Source organism: Cupriavidus ulmosensis, assembly GCF_977008105.1.
In genome coordinates this window covers 1,324,253-1,337,317 of sequence record NZ_CDRMWP010000002.1, presented here as the reverse complement: position 1 = coordinate 1,337,317, position 13,065 = coordinate 1,324,253, and the positions used below count along the sequence as shown (strand labels likewise).

The 13,065-nt window shown below is 70.9% G+C and carries 14 protein-coding genes and 1 riboswitch; of the genes, 10 read left to right on the top strand and 4 right to left on the bottom strand.

The window, feature by feature from the left end; genetic code table 11:
• The first annotated feature begins 59 nt into the window (after positions 1 to 59).
• The 5 genes from ACWTPI_RS25625 to ACWTPI_RS25605 all read left to right on the top strand — a co-directional run bounded on the left by ACWTPI_RS25625 (position 60) and on the right by ACWTPI_RS25605 (position 5,359).
• Entirely contained in the window at positions 60 to 1,043 is a 984-nt protein-coding gene (locus ACWTPI_RS25625; RefSeq protein WP_454733111.1) for an ornithine cyclodeaminase family protein, read from the top strand.
• Positions 1,044 to 1,053: 10 nt separating this feature from the next.
• Positions 1,054 to 2,499, top strand: coding sequence for a short-chain fatty acid transporter (locus ACWTPI_RS25620; RefSeq protein ID WP_020203607.1), 1,446 nt, complete (start codon positions 1,054 to 1,056; stop codon positions 2,497 to 2,499).
• Positions 2,500 to 2,619: 120 nt separating this feature from the next.
• The gene (locus ACWTPI_RS25615) at positions 2,620 to 3,030 is read left to right on the top strand and encodes an FKBP-type peptidyl-prolyl cis-trans isomerase (RefSeq protein ID WP_020203608.1); all 411 of its coding nucleotides are present in this window, start codon (positions 2,620 to 2,622) and stop codon (positions 3,028 to 3,030) included.
• A gap of 101 nt (positions 3,031 to 3,131) precedes the next feature.
• Positions 3,132 to 3,716 carry a DUF1294 domain-containing protein gene (locus ACWTPI_RS25610; RefSeq protein WP_454733110.1) on the top strand — a complete coding sequence of 195 codons (585 nt, stop codon included), beginning with the start codon at positions 3,132 to 3,134 and terminating at the stop codon, positions 3,714 to 3,716.
• A 150-nt stretch (positions 3,717 to 3,866) separates the two neighbouring features.
• Positions 3,867 to 3,991: riboswitch (glycine riboswitch) on the top strand.
• Between the two features lie 48 nt (positions 3,992 to 4,039).
• Positions 4,040 to 5,359 (top strand): D-amino acid dehydrogenase, encoded by a 1,320-nt coding sequence (locus ACWTPI_RS25605; RefSeq protein ID WP_059414141.1) that lies wholly within the window; start codon positions 4,040 to 4,042, stop codon positions 5,357 to 5,359.
• A gap of 92 nt (positions 5,360 to 5,451) precedes the next feature.
• Here the strand turns inward: ACWTPI_RS25605 and ACWTPI_RS25600 are convergent, their stop codons facing one another.
• Positions 5,452 to 5,892, bottom strand: coding sequence for a glyoxalase (locus tag ACWTPI_RS25600; RefSeq protein WP_454733109.1), 441 nt, complete (start codon positions 5,890 to 5,892; stop codon positions 5,452 to 5,454).
• A 92-nt stretch (positions 5,893 to 5,984) separates the two neighbouring features.
• On the bottom strand, positions 5,985 to 7,622 hold the full coding sequence (locus tag ACWTPI_RS25595) for an acyl-CoA synthetase (RefSeq protein ID WP_020204730.1): 1,638 nt from the start codon (positions 7,620 to 7,622) through the stop codon (positions 5,985 to 5,987).
• Positions 7,623 to 7,876: 254 nt separating this feature from the next.
• Between ACWTPI_RS25595 and ACWTPI_RS25590 the strand changes: the two genes are divergently transcribed.
• From ACWTPI_RS25590 to ACWTPI_RS25580, 3 genes are all read left to right on the top strand, one after another.
• Complete coding sequence (locus ACWTPI_RS25590) at positions 7,877 to 8,545, top strand: Crp/Fnr family transcriptional regulator (protein ID WP_454733108.1); 669 nt, start codon at positions 7,877 to 7,879, stop codon at positions 8,543 to 8,545.
• A gap of 117 nt (positions 8,546 to 8,662) precedes the next feature.
• The gene (locus ACWTPI_RS25585; protein WP_454733107.1) at positions 8,663 to 9,319 is read left to right on the top strand and encodes an AraC family transcriptional regulator; all 657 of its coding nucleotides are present in this window, start codon (positions 8,663 to 8,665) and stop codon (positions 9,317 to 9,319) included.
• Between the two features lie 353 nt (positions 9,320 to 9,672).
• A complete protein-coding gene (locus ACWTPI_RS25580) occupies positions 9,673 to 9,897 on the top strand; it encodes a hypothetical protein (RefSeq protein WP_454733106.1) in 225 nt (74 codons plus the stop codon).
• A 236-nt stretch (positions 9,898 to 10,133) separates the two neighbouring features.
• Here ACWTPI_RS25580 and ACWTPI_RS25575 read toward each other — a convergent pair whose 3' ends face one another.
• Both ACWTPI_RS25575 and ACWTPI_RS25570 read right to left on the bottom strand, forming a co-directional pair.
• On the bottom strand, positions 10,134 to 10,454 hold the full coding sequence (locus ACWTPI_RS25575; RefSeq protein ID WP_454733105.1) for a type II toxin-antitoxin system PemK/MazF family toxin: 321 nt from the start codon (positions 10,452 to 10,454) through the stop codon (positions 10,134 to 10,136).
• 48 nt (positions 10,455 to 10,502) lie between these two features.
• The gene (locus ACWTPI_RS25570; RefSeq protein WP_454733104.1) at positions 10,503 to 10,751 is read right to left on the bottom strand and encodes a hypothetical protein; all 249 of its coding nucleotides are present in this window, start codon (positions 10,749 to 10,751) and stop codon (positions 10,503 to 10,505) included.
• A 251-nt stretch (positions 10,752 to 11,002) separates the two neighbouring features.
• Here ACWTPI_RS25570 and ACWTPI_RS25565 point away from each other — a divergent pair, with 251 nt between their 5' ends.
• Positions 11,003 to 12,112, top strand: coding sequence for a catalase family peroxidase (locus ACWTPI_RS25565; RefSeq protein ID WP_454733103.1), 1,110 nt, complete (start codon positions 11,003 to 11,005; stop codon positions 12,110 to 12,112).
• Positions 12,109 to 12,651, top strand: a complete 543-nt coding sequence (locus tag ACWTPI_RS25560; RefSeq protein ID WP_454733102.1) for a cytochrome b — start codon at positions 12,109 to 12,111, stop codon at positions 12,649 to 12,651. Before ACWTPI_RS25565 ends, ACWTPI_RS25560 begins: the two co-directional genes overlap by 4 nt.
• Positions 12,652 to 13,065 lie beyond the last annotated feature (414 nt).

Here is a 13,065-nt window from a genome sequence, read left to right as displayed (position 1 = left end):
CGCGCCATGCCAGCCGCCGCCAGCGACCGTTTCCTCCCTTCTCACTTCATCACGCGACCATGCTGACACTGGACTCCGATACCACCCGCGCGCTGCTGCCGTTCGACGCGCTCATCCCCGCCCTGCGCGAGGCCTTCATCCGCGGCTGCGAGGTCCCGCAGCGGCACAGCCACGCCATCAGCGCGCCCGGCCAGGGTACGAGCACGGGCACGGTGCTGCTGATGCCCGCCTGGCAGACCGGCGCCTATCTCGGCGTGAAGACCGTCACCATCTATCCCGGCAACACGCAGGCCGGGCTGCCCGGCCTGTACTCGACCTACCTGCTGCACGACGCGCGCACCGGCCGGCCACTGGCGATGATCGACGGCAACGAGATCACCTCGCGCCGCACCGCCGCCGCGTCGGCGCTGGCCGCCTCGTACCTGAGCCGGCCCGGGGCGTCGTCCATGCTGGTGATCGGCGCGGGGCGGGTGGCGAGCCTGCTGCCCCACGCCTACCGCGCGGTGCGGCCGGTGGCGCGCGTCGCGGTATGGGACATCGACGCCGGGCAGGCCGCCGCGCTGGCCGCCCGGCTGTGCGCCGACGGCTTCGACGCGCGCGTGGCGGCATCCGTGGAGGCGGGCTGCGATGGCGCCGACATCGTGACCTCGGCCACGCTGGCCACCGTGCCGCTGGTGCGGCGCGCCTTCCTCGGCGCCGGCACGCACCTGGACCTGATCGGCGGCTTCACGCCCGAGATGCGCGAGGCCGACGACGCCTGCTTCGGCGGCACCTCGGTGTTCGTCGACACCGGCGAAGCCATCCTCAAGGCGGGCGACCTGCTCCACCCCATCGGGCAGGGCGTGCTGCGCGCCGCCGACATCCGCGCCACGCTCGCCGAGCTGTGCCGGCAAGCCCATGCGGGACGCGCGGACGAGCGCGAAATCACCGTGTTCAAGGCAGTCGGCACCGCGCTGGAAGACCTGGCCGCGGCCGTCATGGCCTACGAAGGATTCGAAGACCCGCGCGGCACCGCGCCGCGCGCCATATCCCTGGCAAAGTAAGGAGAGAGCAATGACGAGCACACCCCTGTCGCTGGAAAGCGAAGATCCCCCGAGCCGCGGCGGGCTGGAACGCCTGGCCGTCAAGGTCACCGACTGGTCCGAGCGCTGGTTCCCCGATTCCTACATCTTCGCCGCGATCGCGGTGGTGGTGGTCGCGCTCGGCGCGCTCGGCATCGGCGCCTCCACGCAGAGCGTGGCGCAGGCCTTCGGCGACGGCTTCTGGAGCCTGATCCCGTTCACCATGCAGATGGCGGTGGTGGCCATCTCCGGCTACGTGGTGGCGGCGTCGCCGCCGGCGTCGCTGCTGATCGCGCGGCTCGCCGCGCTGCCCAGGACGGCGCGCGGCGCGGTCGCCTTCGTGGCGCTGGTGAGCCTGCTGACCTCGCTGCTGAACTGGGCGATCAGCCTGATCTTCAGCGGCCTGCTGGTGCGCGCCATCGCCCGCCGCAGCGGGCTGCGCGTGGATTACCGGGCCGCCAGCGCGGCCGCCTACCTGGGCATGGGCGCCACCTGGGCGCTCGGCCTGAGCTCGTCGGCGGCGCAGTTGCAGGCGAACCCGGCCAGCCTGCCCAAGTCGCTGCTCGACATCACCGGCGTGATCCCGTTCGCCGAGACCATCTTCCTGTGGCAGTCGATGGCGATGACCGCCGTGCTGATCGCCGCCTCGCTGCTGGTGGCCTATTTCTCCGCGCCCGCCGGCGACCGCGCGCGCACCGCGCAGGACATGGGCGTGGACCTCGACGATGCTGCCGACGTGACCGCGCGCCCCACGCGCCCCGGCGAATGGCTCGAATACAGCCCGCTGCTGACCGTGGTCATCGTCGCGCTCGGCGCCGGCTGGCTGGTGCACGAATTCACCAGCAAGGACCCCATCCTGGCGATCTCCAACCTCAACACCTACAACTTCCTGTTCCTGATGCTGGGGATGCTGCTGAACTGGCGGCCCAGGCGCTTCCTGCGCGCGGTCGCGCGCTCCGTGCCGTCCACGGCCGGCGTGCTGATCCAGTTCCCGCTGTACGGCGGCATCGCGTTCATGCTGACCAAGGCCACCGGCGTGGACGGCGCGAGCCTGTCGCACCACCTGGCCTCGGCCTTCGTCTCGGTGGCCACCCGCGAATCGTTCTCCGCGGTGATGGGCGTCTATTCGGCGGTGCTGGGCTTCTTCGTGCCCTCCGGCGGCGGCAAGTGGGTCATCGAGGCGCCCTACGTGATGCAGGCCGCCAACCAGCTGCAGGTCCACCTCGGCTGGGCCGTGCAGGTGTACAACGCCGCGGAGGCGCTGCCCAACCTCATCAACCCGTTCTGGATGCTGCCGCTGCTGGGCGTGCTCGGCATCCGCGCCAAGGACGTGGTGGGCTTCACCTTCACCCAGCTGCTGGTCCACGCGCCGCTGGTGCTGTTCATGCTGTGGGCCTTCGCGACCACGCTGCCCTATCGTCCGCCCGTGATGCCCTGACGGATCGATGGCGCGGGGACCCGCGCGGGAGGAAAACGCCGGGGCAGCCCGCGTCCCGGTTTAAGATGCGGCTTTCCGGCTACGGCCGGAACCCGATTTTTCCACCCAGCCAAGCCAACGATGAAGAAGATCACCCTGTTCCTCGCCGCCCTCGCCACCGCCGGCGCCGTCCACGCCGCCGCGCCCGCGGGCCCGGCCGAGACGCTGCCCTCGGGCATGACCATCCAGCACCTCGTCAAGGGCACCGGCCCGTCGCCCAAGGCGTCCGACACGGTCAAGGTCCACTACCGCGGCACGCTCACCGACGGCACCGAGTTCGACAGCTCGTACAAGCGCGGCCAGCCGATCTCGTTCCCGCTCAACCGCGTGATCCCGTGCTGGACCGAGGGCGTGCAGAAGATGCAGGTCGGCGGCAAGGCCAAGCTGGTCTGCCCGGGCCCGACCGCCTACGGCTCGCGCGGCGTGCCCGGCACGATCCCGCCCAACGCGACGCTGAACTTCGAGGTCGAGCTGCTGGGCATCGGCGGCTGACCAGGGCACCGGCGCATGGCCTGCTCCGGCGGGCCGTGCGCGGCGCTGCCGTCCCGCCGCATCCGCTACACTTCTCTGTCGACAAGAATGCAGGCACGGGGATGAGAAAAGGCGGACGGATCAAGGCATGGCATGCCGACAAGGGCTATGGGTTCATCGAGATCCACGCCCAGTCGAAAGACGTTTTTTTCCATATCAGCGCGCTGCAGGGCCGCGCCGTCGCGCCCAAGGTCGGCGACCGCGTGTCGTTCGAATTGTCGGCGGGCAAGGACGGCCGCCCGCAGGCGAGCCAGGTCTCGATCGCGGGCGCGCCCGGGCAGGCCGGGCCGGCGGGACGGGCGAACCTGCTGCCGGCGCTGGTGGCGGCGTTCGCGCTGCTGGCGATCTTCGCGGCTTCGCTCGCCGGCCGTCTGCCGCGCGGCGTGGCGCTGGCCAGCCTCGGGCTGAGCGTGGCGGCCTTCGCGCGCTATGCCGTCGACAAGCGGCGCGCCGTGCGCAGCGAACAGCGCATTCCGGAGAACGAGCTGCACCTGCTCGCGCTGTGCGGCGGCTGGCCGGGCGCGCTGGCGGCCCAGCACCTGCTGCGGCACAAGAACCGCAAGGCGTCGTTCCAGGCCACCTTCTGGGCCACGGTCCTGCTGAACGTCGGGGCGATGGTGCTCTGGGCGACGGTGCTCGACGCGTAAGCCGCAACACCCGCGCGGGCGGCGCTTGCCGGCGCCGATCGAGCCGTGTTACCTTGCGCCTTCCAGGAGAACGAGGCGCCTTCACCATGCATGGGAAGGCCCCTCTACCGAAGGCGTACCCCTGAAACGCTCAGGTGCAAAAGACTGGAAACCGAACGAACTGGAGAGCGCCGGGCCGCACCGACAAGGTGAGCGGCACGCGGCCGCCGAAGGGGCAAGCCGCCACCCATGCCGGGTGCGGCGAATCTCTCAGGTAAAAGGACAGTGGGGACAGACAGGCCGGATGGCCTGGCTGTCCCTTTTTGCTATCCGGAGCCTGAGAAATGAAAGTCATCGTAATGGGAGCCGGCGTGATCGGCGTCGCCTCGGCGTGGTACCTGGCGCGCGCCGGGCATGAGGTGGTGGTGCTGGAGCGCAATGCGGGCGCGGCCCGCGAAACCAGCTTCGGCAACGGCGGGCAGATCTCCGTCAGCCATGCCGAGCCGTGGGCCAACCCGGGCGCGCCGCTGAAGATGCTGCGCTGGCTGGGGCGCGAGGACGCGCCGCTGCTGTTCCGCCTGCGCGCCGATCCGGCGCAGTGGTCGTGGGGCCTGAAGTTCCTGCGCGAGTGCTCGGCGCGGCGCTCCACCCACAACATGGTCCAGTTGCTCAACCTGGGCACCTACAGCCGCGCCAGCCTGCAGGCGCTGCGCGCCGAAACCGGCATCGAGTACGACCACCTGACGCGCGGCATCCTGCACTTCTACACCAGCCAGAAAGAGTTCGACGCGGCCATCGAGCCGGCGCGCATCATGCGCGAGCTGGGCTGCGAGCGCCGCGTGATCGGCCCGGACGAGGTGGTGCGGCTGGAGCCGGCGCTGGCGCACATCGCGCCGCGCCTGGCCGGCGCCACCTATACCAGCGAGGACGAATCAGGCGACGTGCACCGCTTCACCACCGCGCTGGCGGCGCGCTGCGAGGCGCTCGGCGTGCGCTTTCGCTACGGCGTGCGGGTGCAGCGCCTGCATGCCGAGGGCGGCGCCATGCGCGGCGTGGAGATCGCCGACGAGACCGGCGCCTACCGCATCGAGAGCGCCGACGCCTACGTGCTGGCGCTGGGCAGCTTCAGCCCGATGCTGGCGCGCCCGCTCGGCGTGAAGCTCGACATCTACCCGGCCAAGGGCTACTCGGCCACGCTGCCGGTGCTCGATGCCACGCGCGCGCCCAGCGTGAGCCTGACCGACGACGAGTACAAGCTGGTGTTCTCGCGCTTCGGCGACCGCCTGCGCATCGCCGGCACGGCGGAGCTCAACGGCTATGCGATGGATCTCAACCCGGTGCGCTGCGAGGCCATCGTGCGGCGCACGCTGGAGGTGTTCCCGGGCATGAGCCGGCCCGAGCTGGCGCAGTTCTGGACCGGCCTGCGCCCGGCCACGCCGGGCAACGTGCCGTACATCGGCGCCTCCGCCGTGCGCGGGCTGTACCTCAACACCGGGCATGGCACGCTGGGCTGGACGCACGGCTGCGGCTCGGGCCGCGCCATCGCGGACATCGTGAGCGGGCGCGTGCCGGAGGTGGACTTCGCCTTCACCGGCGAACTGCCGGCGGGCGCGCCACGGCCAGCCGCGCTGGCGCCGGCCGCGGCGCGGCCCGCGGCGCACTGACGCCACCGGCCAGCCGGCGCCATCGCTGCCGCGCGCCGGGCGCGCGGCAGCGGGCCGGACTTATCCGTTCACCTCGAGCCTCACCGGGGCGGTCAGGAAGTTCGCAGCCACGGCGTTTCACTCACCGCAACCAGTAGTCCTTCCGGGCTCAGGAAGCGCGTCACCTTCTGGCCCCAGGGTTCTTCCCGGTTGGAGATCAGCAAATGGTAGCCCTTGGCCATTAATCCTTCGGTGGCAACGGCGATATTCTCGACGTCAAACTCCAGCCAGGCCTGCGGCGTCGGCAAATCGGCAGGCCAGGTCTCGCAGCCGAAACAGGACCGGGCCGCTTGCGCCAACGGCCACAGCGCGAAATGCTTGACTCCCTCCAAGGCGCCCGCCTCGGACAGCAAGTAGTCCTTGTTGTCGCCATAAGGCTTGAGGGGCAAGCCAAGCGTATCCACGTAAAGGGCGCGACTGCTCTCCGAATCCTTGCTGATCGGACCGAAACCGGCAACGAACAGCACGCCAAGTCCCGCGAATTCCTGCTCCATGACCAAGTCAGCCCCCATTCTCGAAATGCTTCGGGCAAGCCCTGCCGAGCCCGCCGGGCGCTACCGAACGCGCCACGGCTCGGAAAACATCGTCAGACGTCGATCGCCGTATCCGACTTGACCTTGCGGCGCAGCTCGAACTTCTGGATCTTGCCGGTCGAGGTCTTGGGCAGCGGGCCGAAGTAGACCGCCTTGGGCACCTTGAAGCCGGCCAGCAGCGTGCGGCAGTGCGCGATCAGCTCCTCCGCGGTGGCGCTGGCGCCGTCCTTGAGCTCGACGAACGCGCATGGCGTCTCGCCCCACTTGGCGTCCGGCTGGGCCACCACCGCCACGGCCAGCACGGCCGGGTGGCGGTAGAGCGCGTCTTCCACCTCCACGCTGGAGATGTTCTCGCCGCCGGAGATGATGATGTCCTTGCTGCGGTCCTTGATCTTGACGTAGCCGTCCGCCGTGCGCACGCCCAGGTCGCCGGTATGGAACCAGCCGCCGGCGAAGGCTTCGCGCGTGGCGCGCTCGTTCTTGAGGTAGCCCTTCATGCAGATGTTGCCGCGGAACATGATCTCGCCGATTTCCTCGCCGTCGGCGGCCACCGGCTGCATGGTGTCCGGGTCGAGCACGGCGACGTCGGCCTGCAGGTGGTAGCGCACGCCCTGCCGGGCCTTCTTGGTGGCGCGCTCTTCCTGCGACAGCGCGGCCCAGTCGTCCTGCTCGGCGCACACGGCGGCCGGGCCGTAGGTTTCGGTCAGGCCGTAGACGTGGGTCAGCTCGAAGCCCATCGCCTCCATCTGCGCCAGCACCGCGGCCGGCGGCGGCGCGCCGGCCACCATGCCGCGCACCGGGCCGCGCAGGCCCTCGCGCCAGGCCGGCGGCGCGTTGACCAGCGCGGTGTGCACGATGGGCGCGGCGCAGTAGTGGGTCACGCCCTCGTCGCGCATCAGGTCGAACACCAGCTTGGGCTCGAACTTGCGCAGGCACACGTTGACGCCGGCGCGCGCGGCGATGGTCCACGGGAAACACCAGCCGTTGCAGTGGAACATCGGCAGCGTCCACAGGTAGACCGCATGCTTGGGCAGGTCCCACTCGAGGATGTTGGAGACCGCGTTGATGGCCGCGCCGCGGTGGTGGTAGACCACGCCCTTGGGGTCGCCGGTGGTGCCCGAGGTGTAGTTGAGCGCGATGGCTTCCCATTCGTCGGCGGGCATCTGCCAGTCGTAGTCGGGGTCGCCCGAGGCCAGCAGGCCCTCGTAGTCGGTCTCGGCGAAGCGCGGCGCGTCCTGCGGGCCGAGCGCGTCGATCACGGCCACCACCTTCAGGCCCGGGATCTCGTTGGCGATCTGGCGCGCGAGGTCGGCGAACTCGGTGTCGGCCAGCAGCACCTTGGCCTCGCCGTGGCGCAGCATGAAGATCAGGTTGGAGGCATCGAGCCGGATGTTGAGCGCGTTGAGCACCGCGCCCGCCATCGGCACGCCGAAGTGGGCTTCCACCATCGCCGGCGTGTTGGGCAGCAGCGCCGCCACGGTATCGCCCTTGCCCACGCCCAGGCGCGCCAGCGCGCTGGCCAGGCGGCGCGCGCGCGCATAGGTTTCGCGCCAAGTCTGGCGCACCGGGCCGTGCACGATGGCCAGGCGCTCGCCGTAGACCGCGGCGGCGCGGGCCAGGTAGTCGAGGGGCGTGAGGGGAACGTGGTTGGCCGGGTTCTTGCCCAGGCCGGTGTCGAAATCGGTTGGCATTGCTGGTCTCCGCTTGCGCCGGGCGCTGACTGCGCCGCCGGTCGCTGTTACTTTTTGCTGCGCAAGGCTATCATCCCACACGACAAAGCTTTGTCGTCCGGATGACAGTGCCCGCCTGGCCAGCGCTCCGGGCTTGACCCACATCAATGTCCAGCCTGCCCCTCCCCCCTGCCTCCGCCGGACTGCCCGGGACCGCCGCCCCCGCCGCCACGGCCCCTGCCGCCACGCCTGCCGCCACACCCGAGCCGCCCGCCGTGCTGCTTGCCCGCCACGAGTGGTTCGCGGCGCTGGCGCCGCAGCACCAGGCGCTGGCCGCGCGGCAGACGGTGTTGCAGGACTTCGCCGCGGGCGCCTTCGTGGCGCGCCGGGGCGAGCCCTCGCGCTACTGGATCGGGGTGGAAAGCGGGCTCATCAAGCTGGCGGTCTACACGCCCGACGGGCGCGGCTGCACGTTCTCGGGCGTGCCGGCGGGCGGCTGGTGCGGCGAGGGCAGCGTCATCAAGCGCGAGGCGCGCCGCTACGACGTGATCGCCATCCGCGACTCGCGCATCGCGCTGGTGCCGGACACGGTGTTCCACACGCTGCTGGCCGAAAGCCTGCCCTTCTCCAGCTTCGTGGTGCGCCAGCTCAACGAGCGCATGGGCCAGTTCATCGCCACCGTGCAGAACGACCGGCTGCTGGGCGCGGACGCGCGCGTGGCGCAGGCCATCGCGCAACTGTTCCATGCGGCGCTTTATCCGCGCACGAACGCCGTGCTGGAGCTGTCCCAGGAGGAAATCGGCCTGCTCACCGGCCTGTCGCGCCAGCGCGTCAACCAGGCGCTGCGCCGGCTGGCGGCCGACGGCATGGTCGACATTTCCTACCAGAGCATCCGCGTGACCGACCTGGAGCGGCTGCGGCGGGTCGGGCTGTCGGAGCTGTAGCGCGGACAATGGTCGCCGCGACGACAATCTGGCGCGCCGACCCACGTACAATGCGGCTTTTCCGTCCGCGCGCGGCATGCCCACGGCATGCGCGCCAGCCGCGCCCCTGAACCTCGCATGGCCCTCGTCAGCAGCACCGAGCTGCGCCTGTCCCACCTGCGTTTTCCCTTCGCCGTGCGCGTGGACGCCCTGCGCGGCGGCGCGCGCCTGCGCGACGCCAACGCGCGGCGCGAGGTGGTGCCGGGCAAGCCCTTCGTGGTGCCGGCCTTCGCCTATTTCGACTGCGACCTGCTGCCCAGGACCGGGCAGGACACGGCGCTGGCGCTGCGCGCGGTGCCCGACGCGGCCTGCCCGCGCATGACGCTGGGCGGCCTGCCGCACGGCCAGGGCGCCGCCGAGAAATGCTGGTCGCGCGCGCTGGCCGGCGCGATGTTCGAACTGCCGCGGCTGGCGTGGGACGCCGCGCTGGTGTCCGAGCGCTGGCAGGTGCCGCCGCGGCTGGTGCGCGCGCGCCTGTTCGCCGAGGGCGAGGCGCTGCGCGTGCTGCTGCGCGAGCAGCGCGTGGCGCACGCGCTCTACCTGCTGGCCACCGGCCGGGGCATTCCCGGCGACTGGCTGGCGCGGCAGGCCGGGCTGCCTCATGCGCGCGCGCTGGCGGCGGCCTGCGCCAATACCGTGGGCCCGGCCGCCGTGCGGCTGCTCGACGCCGGCGAGCCGGAAGCGCCGCGCGCCGGCGCGGCGTTCGGCCTGCCCGGCCTCCATCTCGCGGCCTGAGCCGCGCCGCAGCCTCGACGCCACCCGCCCGGACCTTCGCGCGGGCTTGCAACCGCAAATACCGGGCAACCCCTGCGCCACCAGTAAAAATCGCGGACGTTGTAAAAAACGCCGGGAAACCGCGGCGCGGGTGCGTGAAAGTGGCGCCGCGCATATGACGCCCCGCCGACTTCCGCGCAGCCCGATGGCGCCTCCCTGCTTTTGTGCGACCTTTGCGCGCGGCGGCGATCCCTTGCCGGCGCGCGCCTCGCGGGTATGCGGCGCGCGCCGGGCGGCGCGGGCGCCACCGCGCGTGGCACGCGGCTTGCACCCTTTCCCGTCACGCGGCATTCCGCCGCGCCACGGAGAGCACGATGGGACAGCAACAATCCGGCCAAGGCCAGCAAGACCAAGGCAAGCAGCAACAGCAATCGGGTCAGCAAGGCTCCCAGTCCGGCAGCCATGACCAGAAGGGCGACCAGCAGCAGCAACAGGACCGCGGCCAGGGCCAGCATGGCCAGCATGGCCAGAAGACCGACCAGGCCGGCCAGCAGAACCAGCAAGGGCAGAAGAGCGGCCAGCAAGGCGGGCAACGCTGACGGCATCGCGGCGGCGCGGGAGCGGGGCGAAAGCCCCGCCGCGTTGCCGTTGTTCGGTCACGGTCCGGTGCACATCGATCCAGAGCCACGTATTGAACCGGCCGGCACACGATCCGTCGTGCGCCGGCGATCGTGGCTCAACAGACTGGCTTCCTTGTCATCGGGCCGCTTCACCCATTTCACCCGTTTCACTCAGTCCACCAGTGGGCAGGCCTACTCTGCGACACCGTCTTTCGCTATTCGCCGATGGCAATGATCTGGTTCAACTGCTCGCACGCCGCGGCAAAAACGTCCGCGGGAACCTGCTTCCACGGGTGGGCCTTCGCTCCGCGGGCACGCCAGTCGAATGATTTTGGCTGATGCGCGAGCACGTAGCTCGTCATGCTCTTCGGCCCCTTGAACTGGATCGCGAACGGATTGGTGTCGTTGAACTCGGCCGTCGTCATCGGTAGCCCGATCACAATGCCGGTTCGCTCGTTGAATGCTTTCGGCGACAGGACCAGCATGGGATGCAGGTTCTTCATCTCGCGTCCCGAATTGCCGGGACGTTTCAACATGTCGATACGCGCAGCAAGCGCTGCCCCCGCCCGGCAGCGCCCGGCTGTCTATTGCTGCCTGCCGACGCGCTTGCCGCGCGTGCGGTAGAGGTCGGTGTCCTCCAGCCCGCGCTCGATGTCGCGCCCGGCCTGCTGGACTTCCTTGCGCGGGCCGCTGTGCTGGCTGTGGTGGCTTTCGTCGTGCTCGTGCGGCAGGCGCGGCTGCGGGCTGCCCAGGCCGTCCTGGGCGCGCGTGGCGCCGCCGCTGCGAGCGGGCCCGGCGGCGTGGCCGGGTTCTTTGCGGGGTGATCGGGTCATGGCGGTTTCCTTTCTTGGATGGCCGCCGGCGGCGGCATGGTCCGATACCGCCGCAAACACCGTGCCATGCGCGCCCCGCGGAAAAAGTGACGTGCGCCATTCCCGCCCTCGCCCTCATACGGCGTGGGCCATTCCGTGCCACAGTGCGAATCTGCAAACCAGCAGGCGATACCAAGAAGGCGCCGCGCGGGAATACTGCAGAATCCCCACCAGACAGAGAACTTCCCCCACCGCACGGCAAAGGAGTGGCTATGAGCGACGACGTTGGAAAACCCCGGCTGAGCGCCAGCGCAGCCGCCCTCCGGTACGGCGGCATCGGGGCGGCGACGCTCGTGCTCGCCTGCGCCTTCGCCTACGCGGGCGGATGGCTGTCGCCGGGCCGGCTCACCCAGGACCGGGTCATCTCCGGGTTCGAGGCCGCGAACGGCAAGCACGCCGGCTTCCGCCGCAATCACGCCAAGGGCCTGTGCGCGAGCGGCTGGTTCGACAGCAACGGCGCCGGCGCCGCGCTTTCCCGCGCGGCGCTGCTCGCGCCGGGCCGCGTGCCCGTGGCCGGGCGCTTCGCCTTCGCCGGCGGCATGCCGTTCGTGCCGGACGGCCCGGGCCTGGTGCGCAGCCTCGCCCTGCAGTTCAAGCCCGCCGGCGCGCAGGAATGGCGCACGGCGATGGTGGACATTCCCGTGTTTCCATTCAGCACGGTGCAGGCGTTCTACGACCAGATGATCTCGTCGGTGCCCGACCCGAAGACCGGCAAGCCCGACCCCGCCAGGATGAAGGCGTTCGCCGACGCGCACCCGGACTTCGTGGCCGCGGTCGGCGTGGTGGGCCAGCGCGCGGTGTCGTCCGGCTTCGCCAACAGCACCTACAACGCGCTCGATACCTTCCTGTTCGTCGACAAGGCCGGCGCCACGGTGCCGGTGCGCTGGTCCGCCGAGGCGGTCACGCCGTTCGAGCCGGCGGCCAAGCCGCAGCCCGCCGATCCGAACTACCTGTTCGACGCGCTGATCTCCGGCGTGGCGCGGCACCCCGCGCAGTGGAAGATGGTGGTGACGGTCGGCGAGCCGCAGGACCCGGTCGAGCCCGACAAGGCCTGGCCCGCCAGCCGGCGCAAGATCGACATCGGCACGGTGACGATCGACAAGGTGGCGAGCGAGGACGGCGGCGGCGATGGCGGCAGCTGCACCGACATCAATTTCGACCCGGCCATCCTGCCCGCCGGCATCACCACCTCCGCCGACGACATCCCGAGCGCCCGCTCGGCCGCCTATGCCCGCTCCTTCACGCTGCGCGAGAACGAGCGGGGCCAGAAGCCGCCGAGCGCGGTCACGCGGCAGGAAGTGAACGCAGGAGGCAAATCATGAGACCCCACGCTCCCGGCTTCTCGCTGCCGTCGCGGCTGCTCCACTGGCTGATGGCGGCGCTGATCCTGGCCATGCTGTTCATCGGCGTGGGCATGGTCGCCACGGTCTCGGACCGCTATGTGCTGCTGCTGTCGATCCACCGCCCGCTCGGCGTCGCCATCCTGGTGCTGGCGGCGCTACGGCTGGTGAACCGCATGATCCACCCGCCCCCGCCGCTGCCGGCCTCGCTGCCGCCGCTGCAGCGCGTTGCCGCGCATCTGTCGCACGTGCTGCTGTACGTGCTGATGTTCGCCATTCCACTGATCGGCTGGGGCATGCAGTCGGCGGGCGGCTACCCGATCGTGCTCTACGGGCAGGCGCAGCTGCCGCCGATCCTGCCGCACAGCGCCGCGCTGTACGCGCCGCTGCGCGCGGCCCACACGGTGCTCGCCTTCCTGCTGTTCGCCACCGTCCTGGCGCACTTCGCCGCGGCGCTGTACCACGGGCTGATCCGGCGCGACGGCGTGCTCGCGGCGATGACCAGCGGCAAGCCGCAATGAGCGCCGCGCCAGGTCTTCACCCGGCCTGGCCGCCACCGGGCGCGTAAAGGCGCCGCCCAGGATCACGTCTCACGCCGCCAGCCGCGCGCCGACTTGACGGCGCGCCACGCGCCCCGGTCACGCCGTTGCCGGGGCGCTCCCTGCGTGGGCGCGGCATCACGGGCGGCCCCGCGCCCGGTCGGCCACCAGCCGGCCGGGCAAACACCACGTGACGTTTGTGACGCTCCGCCGCAGCGCCAGCAGCCGGCATGCGTCACGCCCGCGCCCGGCACCGCCACCGTCACGCCGCCCACGGCATCGCCGGACGCATCCCGGCGCTTTCGCCGCGCCCGGCGCTGTCATCGTGCTGTCACGCACCATCCCCACAATCCGCGCTGTAACGGGTTATCGCCTTGCCGGCGCGGGTTTCGCTCA